General features: G+C 70.7%; 19 protein-coding genes. 11 read left to right on the forward strand and 8 right to left on the reverse strand.

Annotated features, from left to right (window positions below):
- Positions 1 to 12: 12 nt before the first annotated feature.
- From QO010_RS11840 to QO010_RS11860, 5 genes are all read right to left on the reverse strand, one after another.
- Entirely contained in the window at positions 13 to 429 is a 417-nt protein-coding gene (locus QO010_RS11840) for a YciI family protein (RefSeq protein WP_307349368.1), read from the reverse strand.
- Positions 430 to 536: 107 nt separating this feature from the next.
- On the reverse strand, positions 537 to 1,907 hold the full coding sequence (locus QO010_RS11845; protein WP_307349371.1) for a hypothetical protein: 1,371 nt from the start codon (positions 1,905 to 1,907) through the stop codon (positions 537 to 539).
- 53 nt (positions 1,908 to 1,960) lie between these two features.
- Positions 1,961 to 2,509 carry an RNA polymerase sigma factor gene (locus QO010_RS11850; protein ID WP_307349373.1) on the reverse strand — a complete coding sequence of 183 codons (549 nt, stop codon included), beginning with the start codon at positions 2,507 to 2,509 and terminating at the stop codon, positions 1,961 to 1,963.
- Entirely contained in the window at positions 2,506 to 2,949 is a 444-nt protein-coding gene (locus QO010_RS11855) for a Spy/CpxP family protein refolding chaperone (RefSeq protein ID WP_307349375.1), read from the reverse strand. Before QO010_RS11855 ends, QO010_RS11850 begins: the two co-directional genes overlap by 4 nt.
- Positions 2,946 to 3,233, reverse strand: coding sequence for a hypothetical protein (locus QO010_RS11860; protein WP_307349377.1), 288 nt, complete (start codon positions 3,231 to 3,233; stop codon positions 2,946 to 2,948). Before QO010_RS11860 ends, QO010_RS11855 begins: the two co-directional genes overlap by 4 nt.
- Before the next feature lie 112 nt (positions 3,234 to 3,345).
- Between QO010_RS11860 and copC the strand changes: the two genes are divergently transcribed.
- The 3 genes from copC to QO010_RS11875 are packed head-to-tail and all read left to right on the forward strand — an operon-like array spanning position 3,346 to position 5,804.
- Positions 3,346 to 3,729, forward strand: coding sequence for a copper homeostasis periplasmic binding protein CopC (gene copC / locus QO010_RS11865; protein WP_307349379.1), 384 nt, complete (start codon positions 3,346 to 3,348; stop codon positions 3,727 to 3,729).
- Positions 3,730 to 3,733: 4 nt separating this feature from the next.
- Entirely contained in the window at positions 3,734 to 4,582 is an 849-nt protein-coding gene (locus QO010_RS11870; RefSeq protein ID WP_307349382.1) for a CopD family protein, read from the forward strand.
- Positions 4,575 to 5,804: an acyltransferase family protein gene (locus tag QO010_RS11875; protein ID WP_307349385.1), complete on the forward strand. Its 1,230-nt coding sequence runs from the start codon at positions 4,575 to 4,577 to the stop codon at positions 5,802 to 5,804. Before QO010_RS11870 ends, QO010_RS11875 begins: the two co-directional genes overlap by 8 nt.
- Positions 5,805 to 5,806: 2 nt before the next feature.
- On the opposite strand, the gene QO010_RS11880 is transcribed toward QO010_RS11875, so the two are convergent.
- On the reverse strand, positions 5,807 to 6,079 hold the full coding sequence (locus QO010_RS11880; protein WP_307349386.1) for a metal-sensitive transcriptional regulator: 273 nt from the start codon (positions 6,077 to 6,079) through the stop codon (positions 5,807 to 5,809).
- Between the two features lie 65 nt (positions 6,080 to 6,144).
- Here QO010_RS11880 and QO010_RS11885 point away from each other — a divergent pair, with 65 nt between their 5' ends.
- From QO010_RS11885 to QO010_RS11920, 8 genes are all read left to right on the forward strand, one after another.
- Positions 6,145 to 8,325: a copper-transporting P-type ATPase gene (locus QO010_RS11885; protein WP_307349388.1), complete on the forward strand. Its 2,181-nt coding sequence runs from the start codon at positions 6,145 to 6,147 to the stop codon at positions 8,323 to 8,325.
- A 68-nt stretch (positions 8,326 to 8,393) separates the two neighbouring features.
- Complete coding sequence (locus QO010_RS11890; RefSeq protein ID WP_307349389.1) at positions 8,394 to 9,752, forward strand: tetratricopeptide repeat protein; 1,359 nt, start codon at positions 8,394 to 8,396, stop codon at positions 9,750 to 9,752.
- The gene (locus tag QO010_RS11895) at positions 9,749 to 11,035 is read left to right on the forward strand and encodes an acetylornithine deacetylase/succinyl-diaminopimelate desuccinylase family protein (RefSeq protein ID WP_307349390.1); all 1,287 of its coding nucleotides are present in this window, start codon (positions 9,749 to 9,751) and stop codon (positions 11,033 to 11,035) included. Before QO010_RS11890 ends, QO010_RS11895 begins: the two co-directional genes overlap by 4 nt.
- 203 nt (positions 11,036 to 11,238) lie before the next feature.
- The gene (locus QO010_RS11900; protein ID WP_307349391.1) at positions 11,239 to 13,755 is read left to right on the forward strand and encodes an ABC transporter substrate-binding protein; all 2,517 of its coding nucleotides are present in this window, start codon (positions 11,239 to 11,241) and stop codon (positions 13,753 to 13,755) included.
- Positions 13,752 to 14,570, forward strand: a complete 819-nt coding sequence (locus QO010_RS11905) for an ABC transporter permease (protein ID WP_307349392.1) — start codon at positions 13,752 to 13,754, stop codon at positions 14,568 to 14,570. Before QO010_RS11900 ends, QO010_RS11905 begins: the two co-directional genes overlap by 4 nt.
- Entirely contained in the window at positions 14,567 to 16,132 is a 1,566-nt protein-coding gene (locus QO010_RS11910; RefSeq protein WP_307349394.1) for a dipeptide ABC transporter ATP-binding protein, read from the forward strand. The genes QO010_RS11905 and QO010_RS11910 overlap by 4 nt, the downstream gene beginning before the upstream one ends.
- A gap of 184 nt (positions 16,133 to 16,316) precedes the next feature.
- Positions 16,317 to 17,906 carry a GMC family oxidoreductase gene (locus tag QO010_RS11915; RefSeq protein ID WP_307349396.1) on the forward strand — a complete coding sequence of 530 codons (1,590 nt, stop codon included), beginning with the start codon at positions 16,317 to 16,319 and terminating at the stop codon, positions 17,904 to 17,906.
- A 30-nt stretch (positions 17,907 to 17,936) separates the two neighbouring features.
- Positions 17,937 to 18,245, forward strand: a complete 309-nt coding sequence (locus tag QO010_RS11920) for a ferritin family protein (RefSeq protein ID WP_307349398.1) — start codon at positions 17,937 to 17,939, stop codon at positions 18,243 to 18,245.
- 69 nt (positions 18,246 to 18,314) lie between these two features.
- Here the strand turns inward: QO010_RS11920 and QO010_RS11925 are convergent, their stop codons facing one another.
- Positions 18,315 to 19,436: an HlyD family secretion protein gene (locus tag QO010_RS11925; RefSeq protein WP_307349400.1), complete on the reverse strand. Its 1,122-nt coding sequence runs from the start codon at positions 19,434 to 19,436 to the stop codon at positions 18,315 to 18,317.
- Positions 19,433 to 20,035, reverse strand: coding sequence for a TetR/AcrR family transcriptional regulator (locus QO010_RS11930; RefSeq protein WP_307349402.1), 603 nt, complete (start codon positions 20,033 to 20,035; stop codon positions 19,433 to 19,435). The genes QO010_RS11925 and QO010_RS11930 overlap by 4 nt, the downstream gene beginning before the upstream one ends.
- Between the last annotated feature and the right edge of the window lie 65 nt (positions 20,036 to 20,100).

Here is a 20,100-nt window from a genome sequence, read left to right on the forward strand (position 1 = left end):
GCGCCCGCCGCATCAGCCCTGGGTTCGGGCCCGCAGCTGTTCTTCCTTCTCGATCAGCTCCGGCGTCAGGGCGTCGCCGAAATCGGCCGCCTCGAAGTAGGGGCGGATCTCCAGTTCGCTGGGGCCGGGCATCGGATTGGGGCAGCGCTTGGCCCACTGGACGGCGTCGTCCATGTCCTTGACCTCCCAGATCCAGTAGCCGGCGATCACCTCGCCCACGGGGAAGGGGCCGTCGATCACGGTGCGGCCGGCGCCGTTGAAGGCGATCCGCTTGCCGGCCGAGGAGGGCTTCAGGCCATCGCCGTCCTTCATGACGCCGGCGTTGACCAGCTCCTCATTGAACCGGCCCATCGCCTCGAAATCCTCGGTGCGCGGCATGACGCCGGCTTCGCTGTCGGCCGTGGCCTTCACAAACACGATCACACGCATTTCGTTTCTCCTTCGATCCCACGAGGCGCTTTAGGCCTCCTTGTCCAGATGACGAACCGGGATCGGCCATGCCGACAGCAGACAGGAAAATTTTTAGCGGAGCCAGCCTACTCGATCTTCAGGCGCACGAAGGCCATGGCGCCGTCCGGGCTGTCGCCGTAGGCGCTCTTCAACCCGCCGGGCACGAAGTTGACGGAATAGAGCCCGCCCAGCCCGAACTTCACACGCTCGGACACCGACCAGTCCCGCACCGCCCCGATCGAGGCCTTGCCGACCGTGTAGATCGTCCCGCCGGGGACCAGCTCGTCATTCTCCGTCCGCTCGAGCCGTGAGAACACCGTCCACCGGTCGTTGGGCCTGACCGCGCTTTCCAGCGCCCAGGCGTCCAGCTCGTCCGTGCCGTCCGACCGCCGGCCCCAGGCCGCCGTGGTCGACCACCAGCCGCCGTCGCCGAACGGCACGGTGTAGATGGCGCTGGCCGACCAGCGGGTCTGGTCGACCAGGGGCTCCAGCTGCTCGGGGCTCTTCACATCGGCCCAGGAGGCCTGCAGGGCCCAGTTCCGGGTCGGGTTCCAGCTCACCCGGACGGCGGTGGAATCCAGCGCCCCGGTCTCGATGTTGAAGCGATACTGGTCCGGCTCGCGGCCGCGGAAGCGCGAGGCCTCGATCTTCCAGGGGCCCTGGCCGTAGCCCAGGGTCACCACCCCGAAGGTGATGTGGGTCGAGTCCAGCCAGTGATGGCTGATCGGCGCCTCGGGGCTGTCCAGGATGGAGAGGCGGTGCATGAAGGCCGGCGGCCCGAAGGCCGGCTCGCCCGGCAGGCCGGCATAGAGGAAGACACTGCCGTCCTCGCCGATCCGCTTCGCATAGCTGGCCGACAGCTCCATGAAGAGGTCGTGCGGGTGCTGGCGGTCGACCAGGTGGGTGGTCCCGTCCGCAGTCTCGCCGCTGGCCAGCAGCAGCGGATAGCCCGACTTCCCCATGAACGGGTCAGGGCTGAACATCGCCTTGAACTGGATCATGTCGCCGTTGGCCAGGGGTCGCTTGGCGCTGGCCATGACCATGCCCGAGACAAAGGCCTTGTCGTCGCCGCGCGGCCCCGACTGGCTGTCCCAGACCCCGTTCAGGGTGACATGGACCATGGTCATCCAGTCGCCGCTCATGCCGTGGATGCCGGGATGCTCGCTGGCGTCCGGCTGCCAGGCGGTGCCGGAGGCCTCACGGCTCATGGGATAGTAGGGCCCGAACGCGCCCTTCATCATCCACTTCATGTCCGAAGGCGACTGTTGGCCGGCCATGTCCATGCCAGCCATGTCGTCATCCTGCTTGGCCGGCGGCGAGGCGGCGGGCGCCGGCGTCGCGGTGGGCATGCTCATCCCCGGCATGTCCTGGGCCATGGCCGCGGATCCTCCCACCAAGGCCAGGGCGCTCGCCAGCAGCAGGGCGCGGCGGGAGGCGGGCGGCGGGGTGGTCGTCATGGCGGTCATCCGGATCCAGGCAGGTGAATGCTGGTTATACGCGGCCGTTCCGCCTAGCCCTCGCCAATAGGGGCCAGCATCGCGGTCAGGTCACGCCGGGCGCGGTAAAGGCGCATCTCCACGGCCTTGGCGCTGAGGTTCAGCACCCGGCCGGCCTCTTCGTGGCTCAGCCCACCGGCGGTGGTCAGTAGGAGCGGGGCGCGATAGCGGTCGGGCAGGCGGGCGATGGCCTGGTCCAGCCGGGCCAGGGCCGCGTCCCGTTCATCGTCCAACGGTTCCGCGGGCGGGGCCGGCGGCTCGGCGGCGAAGGCGCCCAGGAACAGTCGCCGCACCTTGGCCCGGCGGGCATGGTCGCGGCACTTGTTGAGGGCGATGGCCCGCAGCCAGACCCCGAACGGCCGGGCAGGGTCGTAGCGGCCGATGGCCCGCCAGGCGGCGACGAAGGCCTCCTGGGTGACGTCGACCGCCTCATCGGCGTCCCCGACATAGCGGCGGACGAAGGCGTAGAGTCCGGCCTTCTCGCGGCGCATCAGGGCGTCGAACGCCCCACGCTCGCCCCGGCGCGCCGCCGCGGCCTGCGGATCGCCGGACGCGGGGGTCATCGCCCGGCCGGCGCCAGGGTCTCGGAGATGGTGGCGTCGAAGGTCTTGGCCTGCTCGGGGGTCAGCACCGCCCGCATGGCCAGGATGTGCTGCACCGTCGCCTCCTGCAGGGCGCCCATGGCCGCATGGAAGCGGCCGATGGCCTGGCGGGCCTCCGGGCCATAGCTGTGCTGGCGGGTGAGGGCGAGGGCCAGGTCGCGGTTGGCCGCCTCCATCTCGGCCTCCAGGGCGCGGCGGCGGGTGTGGAAGCCGGTCTCCAGCGCCTCGATGCGGGCATTCTGGGCGGGGGTCAGGTTCAGTTGGTGGTGGAGCACCTCGTCGAGGCTGGCCTCGTCGCGGGCCTGATGCAGGCCATACTGCACGCCGGCCCAGCCGCCGACGGCGCCGCCCAGGCCGGTCAGCAGGATGGCGGCCAGGATCAGTCCAGGTCCGATCCTCATCCCAGGCTGCCCAGCATGCGGCTGGAGGGGGCCAGCACGGCGTGGGGCGAGAAGACCCCCAGGTCCGAGGTCCGGGCGGCCAGCCGGCCGGCCGAGACGCCGCCGAACGCAGCGCTGCCGCCGACCGCGACGACGAACAGCAGGGCCTGGGCCGAGGCGAGCGGCGTCAACCGGCGCTGGTTGGCCTCCAGGGCCGAGACGCGGTTCCACACCGCGCCCTCCAGCCCCTCCAGGCCCCGGTCGGGGGTTGTGTCGCGCAGCAGGTCGAGATCGATTGGCGTCATTGGCCGGCTCCGGTCATATCCGTCTCCTTACGCGCACCGCGGCGTCACCCCTCGCGAGGGGTGCGGGCCCCGTCTGCGTATAGCCCCAAACCTGTCTCAGAGAGTATTCCGCATGAAGGCCCCCTATCTCGCCCTCGCCGCCGCCCTGGTCATGGCCGCCCCGCCGGCCTGGGCCCATCCGGCCCTGGTCGCCTCCACCCCCGCCGCCGGCGCGACCGTCAGCGGCGTTCGGCAGATCGAACTGCGCTTCAGCGAGCCGCTGGTGGCCAAGCTGTCGTCCGCCAGCCTGGTCGCCACCAAGATGGACATGGGCGAGGGGATGATGGACCACCGGATGGGCATGGGCGGAACGGTCCGTTTCGACCCTGCCGACGCCAAGGTCATGCGACTGGTCTTCAAGGGGCCGCTGCCGGCCGGCGTCTATCACCTGGACTGGAAGGCGGTCTCCACAGACACCCACCACCTCAAGGGTGGCTTCGACTTCACCGTGCGCTGAGCCGATGGCGGGGGCCGAGATCGCCGTCAGGCTGGCCCAGTACGCGGCCCTGACCCTGCTGTTCGGCCTGTCGGCGATGCGGCTCTATGCACCGGTCGAGCCGATGCGGCGGGGTCTCACGATCAGTCTGGCGGTCGTCGCGGCGCTGGCCAGCCTGGCCGGGCTGCTGCTGCTGGCCGCCCTCCTGGCCGAGGACCCCGCCATCCTGCTTTCGCCGTCCGGGACCTGGTCGATGGTCACCGCCATGGGAGCAGGCTTGGCCGGGCTGGCGCGGCTGGGGCTGCTGGCGGCCCTGGCGACCATCCCCCCGCTGTGGCGGCCCTGGCCGACCCGGCTGATGTCGGGGCTGGCGCTGGCCAGCCTGGCCTGGTCCGGCCACGCCGCCGCCGGCGAGGGCGCGCTGGGGCTGCTGCAGTTGGCCGCTGACAGCCTTCACCTGCTGGCGGCCGGCGTCTGGATTGGCGCCTTGGCCGGTTTTGTCGCCCTGGTTTGGCCTGGGCGGAGTGTCGCCAACGCCGAGAGGGCGCTGAGTTCATTCTCCGGCGTTGGCACGGCCTGCGTGGCGCTGTTGCTCGCCACCGGCTTGATCAACCTGTTCGCCGACACCCAAGGCCGGCCGCTGACGGCCCTCGGCCACAGCGCCTGGGGGGTGTTGCTGGTCGTCAAGCTGGCCGGGGTCGCGGCCATGCTCGGCCTGGCCAGCTTGAATCGCTGGGTCCTAACTCCCCGATTGCGGGCCGGCGGCCGGCCCGTCGGTATCCGGCTCAGCCTGACGCTGGAGTTCGGCCTTGGCCTGGGCGTTCTGTTGCTGGTGGCCATCCTGGGACGGCTCTCGCCGCTTGGGGATGGCTGAGGCCGCGCCCCAGCACCTGCGCCAGCTGACCGCCCTGCGGTTCTTCGCGGCGGCCTGGGTGGTGCTCTACGACTACCTGCCGCTGCTGACCGGCGCCCGGCCGGCGGTGATCGACAAGGGCTATCTGGGGGTCGAGCTGTTCTTCGTGCTTTCCGGCTTCATCCTCTGCCACGTCTATCTGGCGGCCTTCGGCGAGAAGCGGGCGCGCTATGCCGACTTCCTCTGGGCCCGGCTGGCGCGGATCTATCCGGTGCATCTGGCCATTCTGATCGGCCTGGCCCTGCTGGTCCTGGCCGCCAGGCTCGCTGGCCTGGACATCGGCGGCAAGCTGGCCGTTGTCGCCTCGCTGCCCGCCCAGATCCTGCTGCTGCAGGCCTGGGGCCTGGCCCCGCACGGCGGCTGGAACCACCCCGCCTGGTCGATCTCGGCCGAGTGGTTCGCCTACCTGACCTTCCCCGCCTTCGCCTTCGTCTTCTGGCGGCTGCGCCGGCGTCCCTGGCTGGCCCTGGTCCTGACCGGGCTGGGCGGGGTGGCCGTCAATCTGGGCTTCCAGGCCCTGACCGGCGCGGCCCTGACCCACGCCACCATCGCCTGGGGCGCCCTGCGCATCGTCCCCTGCTTCGCCCTGGGCTGCGCAGTCTGGCTGATGTGGTCGGCCGGCCTGCCCAAGGGAAGGCCGGCCGCGATCCTGCTGACCCTGGCCGCCGTCGCGGCCATCGGGCTGCTGACCGCCGTGCAGGCCCCGGACTGGACCGCCATCCTGGCCTTCGGGGCGCTGATCCTGGGGCTGGGGGCGATGGCGCGGGAGGGGTCGGCCCGGCTGACCCATCCGATCCTGGTCTATCTGGGCGAGGTCAGTTTCGCCATCTACATGGTCTGCATCCCCTGGCAGTTGCTGGTCCAGGACGGGGCCGGCCACTTGCTGGGCCTGCAGGGCGAGCGCCTGCCCTGGCCCCTGTGGCTGGTCCTGGTCGCCGGCGTCGTTCCGGCCGCCATGATCGTCCATCACCTGGTCGAGCGGCCGGCCCGCGAGATCATGCGCCGCCACGGGGTCCCGTTCCTGCGCCGGCCCGCGCCGCCAGAACAGCCCGCGCCGGAGGCCGATCCGCACCAGGTCCTGGCCGCCGAACTCTGGCGCCATACCTATGGCCGGCCCCCGACGCCGGGACTAAGTCCGGCCCTGCTGCTGCGGATCATCGCCTTCACCCGGTCCAGGCGATGACCCTAGCGCGCCCGTTCCAGCAGCTGGATCAGTTCGGCCGCCTTCTTCCGCTGCTCGCCGGCGTCGCCGGCGACAATAGCGCTCTCGATACAGTGGGCCATGTGGCCCTTGAGCAGTTCGCTCTCGACCCGGCCGAGCGCGGCCTTCACCGCCTGCAGCTGGGTCAGGACGTCGATGCAGTAGCGATCCTCCTCGACCATGCGGGCAATGCCGCGCACCTGGCCTTCGACCCGGTTCAGCCGGTTGAGGATCTGGGGTTTGTCAGGTCTGTCCATGACCGGATTTATATACCCTGCCGGGGTAATTGCAATATGCCCCCATGGGGTATATGTGAGACCGCATGAGCCACGATCACGCCTGCCATCATCACGACCATGATCAGTCCCTCGCAACGGCCGCCGACGCACCGCCGGGGACGATCTACACCTGCCCGATGCACCCGCAGATCCGCCGGACCGAGCCGGGGGCCTGTCCGATCTGCGGCATGGCGCTGGAGCCCGAGACGCCCAGCCTCGACGACGGGCCCAGCCACGAGCTGATCGACATGACCCGGCGGTTCTGGATCGGCCTGGCGCTGTCCGTGCCGCTGCTGGTCATCGACATGGGCGGTCACATCTTCGGGCTGACCATGCCCTGGCCCCATGCCGCCACCGCCTGGATCGAGCTCGCCCTGGCGACGCCGGCGGTGCTCTGGGCCGGCTGGCCCTTCTTCCAGCGCGGCTGGGCCTCGGTCGTGAGCCGCAACCTCAACATGTTCAGCCTGATCGCCCTGGGGACGGGCACGGCCTATCTCTATTCTCTGGTCGCCACCCTGGCGCCCGACGCCCTGCCGGCGACCTTCCGTGACGCGGAAGGCATGCCGCCGGTCTATTTCGAGGCGGCGGCGGTGATCACCGTACTGGTGCTGCTGGGCCAGGTGCTGGAGCTGCGGGCCCGCGAGCAGACCGGCGGGGCCATCCGCGCCCTGCTCGACCTGGCCCCCCGGACCGCCCGCCGTGTCGCGGAGGACGGGACAGAGGCCGAGATCGGCATCGACGAGATCGCGCTGGGCGACCGGCTGCGGGTGCGGCCCGGAGAGAAGATCCCGGTCGACGGCGAAGTCCTCGAAGGCCGCAGCCATGTCGACGAATCCATGGTCACCGGCGAATCCATGCCTGTGCTCAAGGCGGCGGGCGCCCAGGTGGTCGGCGGGGCGATCAACCAGACCGGCGCCTTCCTGATGCGCGCCGACCGCATCGGCCGCGACACCCTGCTTTCCCGCATCGTGCAGATGGTCGCCGACGCCCAGCGCTCCCGCGCCCCCATCCAGCGGCTGGCCGACACCGTCTCGGGCTGGTTCGTGCCGGCGGTGATCCTGGCGGCCGTCGTCGCGGCGGTGGTGTGGGCCGTGGCCGGGCCCGAGCCGCGCCTGGCCAACGCCCTGGTGGCGGCGGTCTCGGTGCTGATCATCGCCTGTCCCTGCGCCCTGGGCCTGGCCACCCCGATGTCGATCATGGTCGGGGTCGGGCGCGGGGCCCGGGCCGGGGTGCTGGTCAAGAACGCCGAGGCCCTGGAGCGGCTGGAAAAGGTCGACGTGCTGGTGGTCGACAAGACCGGGACCCTGACCGAGGGCAGGCCAGCGGTCACCGGCCTCAAGGCGGTCGGGGTTTCCGAGGACGACCTGCTGCGGTGGGCGGCCAGTCTTGAGCGCAGCAGCGAGCATCCGCTGGCCAGCGCCATCGTTGCGGCGGCCGAGGCCAAGGGCCTGACCGTGGTCGAGCCCACGGAGTTCGACAGTCCGGTCGGCAAGGGCGTCACGGGCCTGGTGGAGGGCCGCCGTCTGGTCATCGGCGCGGGCCGCTATCTGGACGAATTGAAGATCGACGCCTCGGCCCTGGCCGACGACGCCGAGGCGTTGCGGCGCGAAGGCGCAACCGTCGTCTTTGTCGTCGTCGACGGCCAGGCGGCCGGCCTGATCGCCATCACCGACCCGGTCAAGGCCACCACCCCCGCCGCCATCGCGGCGCTGAAGGCCGAGGGCGTGCGGCTGGTCATGCTGACCGGCGACAACCGGGTCACCGCCGAGGCGGTCGCCCGGCGACTGGGCATCGAGGAGGTCGAGGCCGATGTGCTGCCGGACCGCAAGGCCGACGTGGTCAAGCGCCTGCGGGCGGAAGGCCGGGTAGTGGCCATGGCCGGCGACGGGGTCAACGACGCCCCGGCCCTGGCGGCGGCCGATGTCGGCATCGCCATGGGGGCGGGGACCGATGTCGCCATCGAGAGCGCCGGGGTGACCTTGCTGCGCGGCGACCTGACCGCCATCGTCGCGGCCCGGCGGCTGTCGCGCCAGGTGATGGGCAATATCCGCCAGAACCTGGTCTTCGCCTTCGTCTACAACGCCGCCGGGGTGCCGATCGCCGCGGGCCTGCTCTATCCCGCCTTCCACCTCCTGCTCTCGCCGGCCCTGGCGGCGGGGGCCATGGCCCTGTCCTCGTTCAGCGTCATCGCCAACGCCCTGCGGCTGCGCACCGCGCGTCTCTGACAGCGCTGTGAGGAAATCGGAGGGCCCGCGGGACTGGACCGGACGGGTGGGCGCCCTATGGTTTGCTCATGAGCGAGGTCAGCGATTTTCTGGGCGCCCCCCTTTACGATCCGGGGCCTGAGGCGCTGGCGGCCATCGACGACTTCATCGGCGGCTTTCTGACCTACCAGACCAGAGCCACCCGCATCATCGCCGCCGCCGAAGCCCATCCGCAAAGCTGCCTGACCAACGCCTATGCCGGCGTCCTCTGGATGCTGCTGGAGTCGCCCCAGGCCCCCGCCAAGGCCGCCCCCTATCGCGACCGCGCCCTGGCCGCGGCGCCGACCGCCCATCCGCGCGAGGCCCAGGCGGCGGCCTTCCTCGACGCCTGGGCGCGGGGCGATCTGGCCGAGGCCGAGCGGCTGAGCGAGGAGGCGCTGCACCACTGGCCCCGCGACCTGGCCATGCTCAAGCTGAACCAGTACCTGACCTTCAACCGCGGCGACTTCCCGGCCATGCTGCGCATCGCCCTGAAGGGCCTGGAGAGCGCCGCCGACGTGCCGCAGATGCACGGCATGGCCGCCTTCGGCTACGAGCAGTGCCACCTGCTGGCCGAGGCAGAAGCCGCCGCCCGCCGGGCCCTCGAACTGGAGCCCAACGAGCCCTGGGCCCAGCACGCCCTGGCGCACGTCATGCTCACCCAGGGCCGCATCGACGAGGGCGAGGCCTTCATGCGGGCCGCCTCGCCGGGCTGGGCTGAGCTCAACAGCTTCATGCTGACCCACAACTGGTGGCATTTGGCGCTGTTCCTGATCAGCCAGGGCCGGCTGGATGAGGCGCTGGCGGTCTATGACCAGCATTGCTGGGACGCCGCCAAGGACTACAGCCAGGACCAGATCGGGGCGGTGTCGCTGCTGGCCCGGCTGGAGTTCGCCGGCTGCGATGTCGGCGACCGCTGGGCTGAGGTCGGCGAGTATCTGAAGGCGCGCGGCTGCGACACCGTCTCGCCCTTCCTCAGCCTGCAATACCTCTATGGCCTGATCCGCACCGGCCAGCCCGAGGCCGGACCGCTGCTGGCGGCCATCCGCGCCGAGACGGCCCCCGTCTGGCGCGAGGTGGCGCTGCCGGCGGCCGAGGCCATCAGCGCCTACCTGACCGGTGACGACGCCGGCGCCATCGCGGGCCTGGAGCGAGCCCTGCCGCGCCTCTTCGAGATCGGCGGCAGCCATGCCCAGCGGGACCTCTTCGAGCAGATCCACCTGGCCGCCCTGCTGCGCTTGGGCCGCTGGACCGCCGCCCAGCAGGCGCTCGAACAACGCCGCGGCTTCGATCCTGACGGGGTCCCCCTGAACCGCGACCTGGCCCGCGTCTATGCGGCTCTGGGCCTGCCGGTCCAGGCGCGCGAGGCCGCGGCCCGGGCCCGCCGCACTCTGGAGAACCACGCTTGAGCACGCACCCCAACGAGGCCGCGCTGCTCGCCATGATCACCGGCCGGGCCGATGAGCTGGCCGAGATCACCCGCGACCTGATCCGCTTTCCGACCATCAACCCGCCCGGCGACGCCTATCGGCCGTGTGCGGAGTATCTCGGCGAGCGGCTAAGGAAGCGCGGCTTCGATGTGCAATACATCCGGGCCGAGGGCGCGCCGGGCGACACCGACAGCCACCCCCGCATCAACGTCATCGCCCGCTATGAGGGCGGCCCCGGCCCCTGTGTCCACTTCAACAGCCATATCGACGTGGTCGAGGCCGGCGAGGGCTGGACCCTGCCGCCGTTCGAGGGGGTGATCCGCGACGGCAAAGTCTACGGACGCGGCGCCTGCGACATGAAGGGCGGCCTCGCCGCCTCGGTCGTGGCGGTCGAGGCGCTGCTGGACGCCGGGGTCCCGATCCCCGGCAAGCTGGAAATCTCCGGCACCGCCGACGAGGAGTCCGGCGGCTATGGCGGCGTGGCCTGGCTGGCCGAGCGCGGCTGGTTCTCCAGGCCCCGGGTCGACCACGTCATCATCCCCGAACCCCTCAACGTCGACCGCGTCTGCATCGGCCATCGCGGGGTCTGGTGGGGCGAGATCGAGACCCTGGGCCGCATCGCTCATGGCTCCATGCCCTTCCTGGGCGACAGCGCCATCCGCCACATGGGGGCGGTGGTCGAGGCCTTCGAGGAGCGGCTCTATCCCCGCCTCGCCGATCATACGACCGTCATGCCCGTCGTCCCCGACGGCGCCCGCACCCCGACCCTGAACATCAACAGCGTCCACGGCGGCCAGGCCGAGCCGCAGGAGGGCCGGCTGCCCTCGCCGGTCGTCGCGGACAGCTGCCGGATGGTCTTCGATCGCCGCCTGCTGATCGAGGAGGACCTCGAGGCGGTGAAGGGCGAGATGCGGGCGTTGCTCGACAGTCTGTCCCAGACCCGGTCGGGCTTCCGCTATCACCTGCGCGATCTCTTCGAGGTGCGTCCCAGCATGACCGAGCCGGACCGCCCGGTCGTCACCCAGACCGCGAGGGCCGTGCAACAGGTGCTGGGCCGCCCCGCCGCCCTGGTCTGCTCGCCCGGCACCTACGACCAGAAACATGTCGACCGCATCGGCAAGCTGCGCGACTGCATCGCCTATGGGCCGGGGATTTTGGACCTGGCGCACCAGCCGGACGAGTATGTCGAGATCGAAGCCATGGTGCAGTCGGCGCAGGTCATGGCGCTGAGCGCCTGGGCGTTGATGAGTGGCGGCAAGTGAAGTCCATCCTGAAATTCCTCCCCCGGAGGGGGAGGGGGACCGCCGCGAAGCGGTGGTGGAGGGGGGCGGCCACTACATCCACCTCTGTCGAGAAAATCTCGGCTGATCCGGCGCGTTCCACCCTGACGCCTGGATGTAGGCTCAAACCCCCTCCACCATGCTTCGCATGGTCCCCCTCCCCCTCCGGGGGAGGATTGGCTCTGTTGGCCGCACTGCTTCTGATTTTTGCAGGCCACGCCGCCGCCCAGCCCCCGCCCACAACCCTGCGCCTGGGCATGCAGCTGGAGCCCCCCAACCTCGACCCCACCGCCGGCGCCGCCGCCGCCATCGACGAGGCCGTGACCGGCAATGTCTTCGAGAGCCTGGTCCGCATCGGCCGCGACGGCCAGGTCGCCCCGGCGCTGGCCGAGTCCTGGGAGATCTCTCCCGACGGCCTGATCTACCTCTTCCACCTGCGCCGGAACGTCCGCTTCCACGACGGCGCCCCGTTCGACGCCTCGGTGGTCAAGTTTTCCCTCGACCGCGCCCGCGCCGAAAACTCCGCCAACGCCCAGAAGGCCTATTTCGACCCCATCGACCGGGTCGAAATCCTCGATCCCCTGACCGTCCGCCTGGTCCTCAAGCGCCCGTCCAGTTCGCTGATCTACGTCCTGGCCTGGGGCGATGCGGCCATGGTCTCACCGGCCAGCGTGGCGCACGACGACACCAATCCCATCGGCACGGGACCCTTCAGGTTCGCCGGCTGGCGGCGCGGCGAATCCATCACCCTGGAGGCCAACCCGGCCTACTGGGGCGCCAAGCCGCGCACTCAGCGCATCGTCCTGAAATTCATCGCCGATCCCACCGCCGCCTTCGCCGCCATCCGGGCCGGCGACCTGGACGCCTATCCCGGTTTCCCAGCTCCGGAGAACCTGCCTGAACTGGCCAAGGACCCGCGCTTTCGCGTCGTAGTCGGCTCGACCGAGGGCGAGACCATCCTGGCCCTGAACAACGCCCGCCCGCCATTCAACGACATCCGGGTGCGCCGGGCCCTGGCCTACGCCATCGACCGCAAGGCCATCATCGACGGGGCCATGTTCGGCTATGGCCAGCCGATCGGCAGCCATTATCCGCCGCAGAACCCCGGCTATGTCGACCTGACCGGCCGCTATCCGCATGACGTCGCCAAGGCCAAGGCGCTGCTCGCCGAGGCCGGCTACGCCAGCGGCCTGGACGTCACCCTGAAACTGCCGCCCCCCAGCTACGCCCGCCGTTCTGGCGAGATCATTGCGGCGCAACTGGCCGCCGCCGGGGTGCGGGTCAGAATCGAAAACCTGGAATGGGCCCAGTGGCTGGACCAGGTGCTGAAGAACCATAGCTTCGACATGACCATCGTCTCCCACACCGAGCCGATGGACTACGACATCTATGGCCGAGACTATTATTTCGGCTACCGCAGCGCCGATTTCGACGCCCTGCTGAAGCGTCTTGACGCCGCCGTCCTGCCCACTGAGCGCAACGCCATCCTCGGCGATATCCAGCGCAAGCTGGCCGAGGACAGCCCCAATGTCTTCCTGTTCGAACTGCCCAAGCTTGGCGTCTATGACGCCCGGCTGCGTGGCTACTGGGTCGATGCGCCGGTGCAGGCCAGCGAGGCCGTCGACCTCTATTTCGAGGGGGCCGGCGCGGCGGCTGGTCCGGCGGCTGCCCAGGCCAAGGCTGGCGGTTTCTGGGGCTGGCTGGCCCTGGCCGGGCTCGGCGCCCTGGTTGTCGCCGGGGTCTGGAAGCTGGGCGCCCGCTATGTCGCCGGCCGGGCGGTGGCGCTGGGCCTGACCTTCCTGGCGGCCACGATTATCGTCTTCCTGTTGATCCAGATCCTGCCGGGCGACCCGGCCGCCTACATGATGGGCCTCAACGCCAATCCCCAGGCGGTGGCGGCCCTGCGCAGCCAGATGGGTCTGGATCAACCGGCGACGGCCCGTTACCTCGCCTGGCTGGTCGGCATGCTGCATGGCGACCTGGGGACCAGCTACACCTACCACGTGCCCGTGGCGGGCCTGATCGGCGAGCGGCTGCAGGTCTCCCTGGCCCTGGCCCTGATCGCCATGGCGCTATCCATCGCCGTCGCCCTGCCCATCGGCATCCTGGCCGCGGCCCGGCGCGGCAAGGCCTCCGATGTCGTCAGCATGGGCTTGGCCCAGATCGGCGTCGCCCTGCCCAACTTCTGGTTCGCCATGCTGCTGGTGCTGGTCTTCTCGGTCGGCCTGCGCTGGCTGCCGTCCGGCGGCTTCCCCGGCTGGGACGCCGGCCTGGTCCCTGGCCTCAGGGCCCTGGTCCTGCCGGCCATAGCCCTCGCCCTGCCGCAGGCGGCCATCCTGGCTCGCGTGCTGCGCTCGGCCCTGATCGAGACCCTGGGCGAGGACTATGTCCGCACCGCCCGCGCCAAGGGCCTGTCGCCCACCCAGGCCCTCGTCCGCCACGCCCTGCGCAACGCGATGATCCCCGCACTGACGATCCTGGGCCTGCAGTTCCCCTTCCTGCTGGCTGGCAGCGTCATCGTCGAGAACGTCTTCTTCCTGCCGGGCCTGGGCCGGCTGGTCTTTCAGGCCATCACCCAGCGCGACCTGATCGTCGTGCAGGGCGTGGTCATCCTGCTGGTCTTCCTGGTCGTCGCCGTCACCTTCCTGATTGACCTCGGCTACGCGGCCATCGACCCGCGCCTGCGGACGAGGCGCTCATGAAGCCTACGCCCGGACTCATCATCGGTATCCTGCTCACCGGCCTCTTCGTCGCCGCCGTGGCGCTGTCCTTCGTCTGGACGCCCTATGACGTCAGCACGCTGGACGTCGCCCAACGCCTGCTTCCGCCGTCGGCCGCCCACTGGTTCGGCACGGACCATTTCGGCCGCGACCTGGTCTCGATGATCCTGCTGGGGGCCCGCAACTCCCTGGCCGTGGCCCTGGTCGCGGCGGGGCTGGGCCTCTTGATCGGCGTGCCGCTGGGCCTGCTCGGCGCGGCGCGCGGCGGTCTGGTCGACGAGCTGGTCATGCGGACCAACGACCTGATCTTCGCCTTCCCCTCGCTGCTGCTGGCCATATTGATCACCGCCGTCGCCGGCCCCGGGGCGATCAACGCCATCATCGCCATCGGCGTCTTCAACATCCCCGTCTTCGCCCGCGTGGCGCGGGGCGGGGCGCTGTCCTTGTGGAAGCGCGACTACATCCTGGCCGCCCGCGTGGCCGGCAAGGGCCGCTGGCTGATCTCGCTGCAGCACATCCTGCCCAACATCGCCGGGCTGCTGATCGTCCAGGCCACCATCCAGTTCTCGCTCGGCATCCTGGCCGAGGCGGGCCTCAGCTATGTCGGCCTGGGCGCCCAGCCGCCGACCCCCAGCTGGGGCCGGATGCTCAACGAGGCCCAGACCATGATCGGCTTCGCGCCCTGGTTGGCCATCTTCCCGGGCCTGGCGGTGGTGCTGACCGTGCTGGGCCTCAACCTGCTCGGCGACGGCCTGCGCGACCGCTATGACCCGCGGCTGGCGGAGGGGCGGTCATGAGCCTGCTCAGCGTCGACCATCTCACCCTGACCATCCACGGCCGGCCGGTCCTGAACGGCCTCAGCTTCACCGTCGAACCCGGCGAAATCGTCGGCCTGGTCGGCGAGTCCGGCTCGGGCAAGTCGCTGACCGCCCTCAGCATCCTGGGTCTCACCCCGCCCGGGTCGGTGGCCACCGGCGCCGTGAAGCTGGACGGCCAGAATCTGCTGAACCGCCCCGACCGCGATCTTCAGGCCGTGCGCGGCAAGGATATCGGCATCGTCTTCCAGGAGCCCGCCACCGCGCTTAACCCGCTGCTCACCATCGGCGCGCAGGTCGCCGAGACCGCCCGCATCCACGGCCACTCGAAAACCGCCGCCCGCGCCCTGGCCGCCGAGGCTCTGGTCCGCGCCGGGCTGTCGCCGGACCTGACCGACCGCTACCCGCACGAACTTTCCGGCGGCCAGCGTCAGCGGGCGGCCATCGCCATGGCCACGGTGCTGAAGCCCAGGCTGCTGATCTGCGACGAACCGACCACGGCGCTCGACGTCACCACTCAGGCCCAGATCCTCGAGCTGCTGAAAGCCCTGGCCCGCGAGCAGGGCTGCGGCCTGATCCTGATCACCCACGACCTGGCGGTGGTGGTGGGCCTGGCCGACCGCACGGTGATCCTCAAGGACGGCGCTATCGTCGAGCAAGGTCCGACCGTCGCCCTGTTCCGGAACCTGACCCATCCCTACAGCCGCCAGCTGGCCGCCGACTCCGCGCCGCAGCCCGCCACGGCTCGGGCGGAGGCGAAGGGCGATCCGTTGCTGGAGGCTCGCGACGTCGTCCGTTCCTACCCGGGCGCCAAGGGCCGCGCCGTCGACGGGATCAGCCTGGCCATCCGACCTGGCGAGCGGGTCGGGCTGGTCGGCGAGTCCGGCTCGGGCAAGTCGACCCTGCTGCGCGCCCTGCTGGCCCTCGAACCGGTCCAGGCCGGCGAGATCGCCCTGGCCGGCGCGCCGTTCAGGCCAAGTGGCGGCAAGGACCGCCGCGTGCTGATCCAGGCGGTGTTCCAGGACCCGGTCGGCAGCTTCGATCCCCGCTGGCGGGTCGAGGATCTGATCGCCGAGCCGCTGCACCTGTCGGCCACGCCGGTCCCCAAGGCCGAACGCCGGGCCCGTGTCGCGGCCCTGCTGGACAAGGTCGGCCTGCCCGCCGACGCCATTGACCGCTATCCGCACCAGTTCTCCGGCGGCCAGCGCCAACGCATCGCCATCGCCCGGGCCCTGATCGTCGAACCCCGTATCGTGGTGCTGGACGAGGCGGTCTCGGCGCTCGATGCGACGGTGCGGGGCCGCATCCTCGAATTGTTGGACAAGCTGTCCGACGAACTGGGCGTCGCCTGGCTGTTCGTCACCCATGACCTGACCGTGGTCCGCGCTGTCACCGACCGGGTGCTGGTCATGCAGGCCGGCAGGATCGTCGAGGAGGGGCCGACGGCGCGGGTGTTCGCCGCGCCGAAGCATCCCTACACCCAGGCCCTGCTGGCGGCGGCGCCGGACCTGGAGACGGCCCTGGCCGGGCGAGAACAGCCATGACCGCCTCTGGAACCCTTCCTCCTCGATGGAGGAAGGGCAGGGTTGGTGGTGAGGGCTCGGAGCCTGGGCGAGAGGCTCAGGGTGGCGTGGTCGCCTCCCCGAGCGCTTCGGGAAGCGCACTGCCACCACCACCATCCCCGCCCTTCCTCCATCGAGGAGGAAGGGAGTCTGTCGGGGTGTTCCCGTGACCTCTCACGTCCTGGGCGATTTCGACTTCATCATCGTCGGCGCGGGCAGCGCCGGCTGCGTGCTGGCCAACCGGTTGAGCGCCGATCCCCGCAATCGGGTGCTGCTGCTGGAGGCCGGCGGGCATGACCGGCTGTTCTGGGTCAAGGTGCCGATCGGCTATCTCTATACGCAGGGAAATCCGCGCACGGACTGGCGGTTCTCGACCGAACACGAGCCGGCGCTGGGCCGGGCGCTCAGCTATCCGCGCGGGCGGCTGCTGGGCGGATCGTCGTCGATCAACGGCATGATCTACATGCGCGGCCAGGCGGCGGACTACGACCATTGGCGCCAGCTGGGCCTGGTCGGCTGGGGCTGGGACGATGTGCTGCCGATCTTCCGCAAGTCGGAGGACCATCACGGCGGGGCCAATGAATTCCACGGGGCCGGCGGGCCGCTGAAGGTGGCGACCCAGCGGCTGAGCTGGCCGATCCTGGAGGCCTTCCGCGAGGCGGCCGTCGAGGTGGGCATTCCCCGCACCGCCGACTTCAACACCGGCGACAATTTCGGCAGCGCCTATTTCGACGTCACCCAGAAGGACGGCCTGCGCTGGAGCGCCGCCGACGCCTTCCTGCGGCCGGTGCAGCGGCGGCCGAACCTGGCCATCGTCACCGGGGCGCAGGTCCAGGGTCTGATCATCGAAGCGGGCCGGGCGGTCGGCGTGCGGTATCGTCAGGGAACGGAAGACCGCGAGGCGCGGGCGGGGCGGGCGGTGGTGCTGGCGGCCGGCGCCATTGGCTCGCCGCACCTGCTGCAACTCAGCGGCATCGGTCCCGCCGAACGGTTGCGGGCGGCCGGCGTTGAGGTCGCGGTCGACGCGCCCGGCGTCGGCGCCAACCTGCAGGACCATCTGCAGATCCGCACCGTGTTCAAGGTCTCCGGGACCCGCACCCTCAACAGTCGGGCACAAAGTCTGCTGGGCCGGGGGCTGATCGGCCTGGAATACGCCCTGCGCCGCTCAGGTCCGATGTCGATGGCCCCCAGCCAGCTGGGCCTCTTCGCCCGCTCCTCGGAGCGGCAGGCGACGGCGGACCTGGAATACCATGTCCAGCCGCTGAGCCTGGACGCCTTCGGCTCGCCCCTGCATGCCTTCGACGCCATCACCGCCTCGGTCTGCAACCTGCGGCCCGCCAGCCGGGGCGAGGTGATGCTGAAGGGGCCCGACCCGGCCGCCGCGCCGGCGATCCGGCCTAACTATCTCAGCGACGTGGCCGACCAGCAGACAGCGCTGGACGCGGTGGCCCTGACCCGCCGCATCTGCGGCGCGCCGGCCCTGGCGCCCTATCGGCCGGAGGAATACCGCCCGGGCGACGCCCCGGACCTGCTGGCCGAGATCGGCAAGATCTCCACCACCATCTTCCACCCGGTCGGCACCTGCCGGATGGGCGCCGACCCAGGCTCGGTCGTCGATGGGTCGCTACGGGTGCGCGGCGTCGAGGGCCTGCGGGTCGCCGACGCCTCGGTGATGCCGACCATCACCTCCGGCAACACCCACGCCCCGACCGTGATGATCGCCGAGAAGGCGGCGCAGATGCTGCTGGCCGATTGAACCGCCCGGCGCGCGGCGCGCTATGGCAGCATGTCCAGCGAAACCCTTCACGTCCCCCGAGAGAGCCTCAGCCGGGCGACCCTGCACCTGCACTACGCCATCACCTCGCTGATGGAGGAGATGGAGGCCGTCGACTGGTACCGCCAGCGGGCCGACGACACGGCTGACGAGTCCCTCAAGGCCATCCTGATCCACAACGCCAACGAGGAGATGGAGCACGCCTGCATGATCCTCGAATGGATCCGCCGCAACGACGCCAAGTTCGACGAGCAGCTGCGGGAGTATCTGTTCACCGACAAGCCGATCACCGAGGTCGAGCAGGCGGCGGAGAAGCCTTGAGGCGGATAAGGGAACCCCGGCGCAAGGGCCGGGGTTGGCAACGGCAGGGAGTCCGCGCCGAGTCTCAGTCTATTTCAGCGCCACCTTCACCTTGGCTGACAGCCCTGGCCTTAAGCGCGCCACGTCCGCCTGGCCGGGGTCGAAGACGATGCGGACCGGAACGCGCTGGACGATCTTGGTGAAGTTGCCGGTGCCCGGTTCGAAGGGCAGCAGGGCGAATTCCGAGCCGGTGCCGGGGGCGATGCTTTGCACACGGCCCTTCAGCTTGACGCCGGGCAGGGCGTCGACCCGGACCTCGGCCCGCTGGCCGGTCAGCATGCGGCCGGTCTGGGTCTCCTTGAAGTTGGCGGTGACATAGACCTGGGCGACCGGGGCGATGGTCAGCAGGCGCGAGCCGGGCTGGACGTAGTCGCCAGGCCGGGCCTGCAGGTCGCCGACCACCCCATCGATGGGCGCGCGGATCAGGGTGTGGGTCTGGTCCTGTTTGGCCAGATCCAGGGCCGCGGCGGCCTTGGCGCGGCTGGCCAGGGCGGCGGCAAGGGCGGCTTCCAGTTCGCCCCGGCGCTGGGTGGTGACGCCGGCCTGGCTCTGGCTGACGGCCAGGGCGGCGCGGACATTGGCGGCGTTGGCGCGGGCGGCGATGGCCTCGGTCTGCACGCGCTCGGCGTCGCGTCGCGGCACGGTCCCGGCGGCGACCAGGGCCTGGAAGCGGCGGGCGTCGGCCTCCGCGCGGCTGGCCTCGGCGTCGGCGGCGGCGATGCGGGTGCGGCTCTCGGCCACCCCGGCGGCGGCCAGGCCCTGCTCGGCGCCCAGTCGGCTGATGGCGGCCTGGGCCTGGGCCACGGCGGCGTCGGCCAGGGCGAGATCCCCTTCGGCGGCGGCGAGCCGGGCGGCGTATTCCTCGGGATCGAGTTGGACCAGCGGATCGCCGGCCTTGACCGCCTGGTTGTCGGCGACCAGCACCCTGGCGATCAGGCCCTTGACGCGCGGGGCGACGGTGGTGCTGTCGGCCTTGAGATAGGCGTTGTCGGTGGCCTCGGCTGGCCGGGCGGCGTGCAGCCAGGTCACACCGCCGATGGCGACGGCGGCGGCGACGCCCAAGACAATCAGGGCCCGGATCAATGGTCCGCGCCGGTTCACTTTCGGTGGGGGCGCGATGCTGGGGACGGCTTCGAGAGTGACGGCGCTCATTGGTCAGAGCTTTCAAAGACGGCGGCGATGCGGGCCTTGATCGCCGCGCGCGACTGTTCGAGCAGGCTGTCGGAAAGGGTGGGGTCGGCGACGGCGCGGGCCAGGCTGACCGCCCCGGCCATCTCGGCCATCAGCGAGCCGGCGAGCGCGGTGTTGGCGGCCTCGTCCTCACCGGGCAGCCGACTGGCGATCCCGCCGATCAGCGACTTGATCCCCGTATCGAAGGCCTCGCGGGCCGGGCCGGCCTGGCGGGCCATGTCGCCGGCCAGGGCGGTGATCGGACAGCCCAGCTCGCGGCCATCGCGATGCGAGGCGGAGACATACATGTCGACATAGGCCTCCAGGGCCGTCCGGGCGTCCTGGTCCCCGGCGGTCAGGGCAAAGCGCTTGCGGCCCTGGCGGAACGCCTCTTCCACCGCCGCGCCCAGCAGCGCTTCCTTGGAGGCGAAGTGGGCGTAGAAGCCGCCATGGGTCAGGCCGACCTCGGCCATCACGCCGGCGACGGCCAGCTTGTCGGGGCCCTGCCGGCGCAGCGAACGGGCGGCGGCCTTCACCACCCGCGCTCGGGTTTCCTGCTTGTGATCCTCGGGGTAGCGCATCGCGCGGCCTTTCATTATATGACGGGTATCATATAAAAACTCACTGCCCCGACGCAAGGCCTATC

This window comes from Caulobacter ginsengisoli (assembly GCF_030814835.1).
In the GTDB taxonomy this organism is placed as follows: domain Bacteria; phylum Pseudomonadota; class Alphaproteobacteria; order Caulobacterales; family Caulobacteraceae; genus Caulobacter; species Caulobacter ginsengisoli.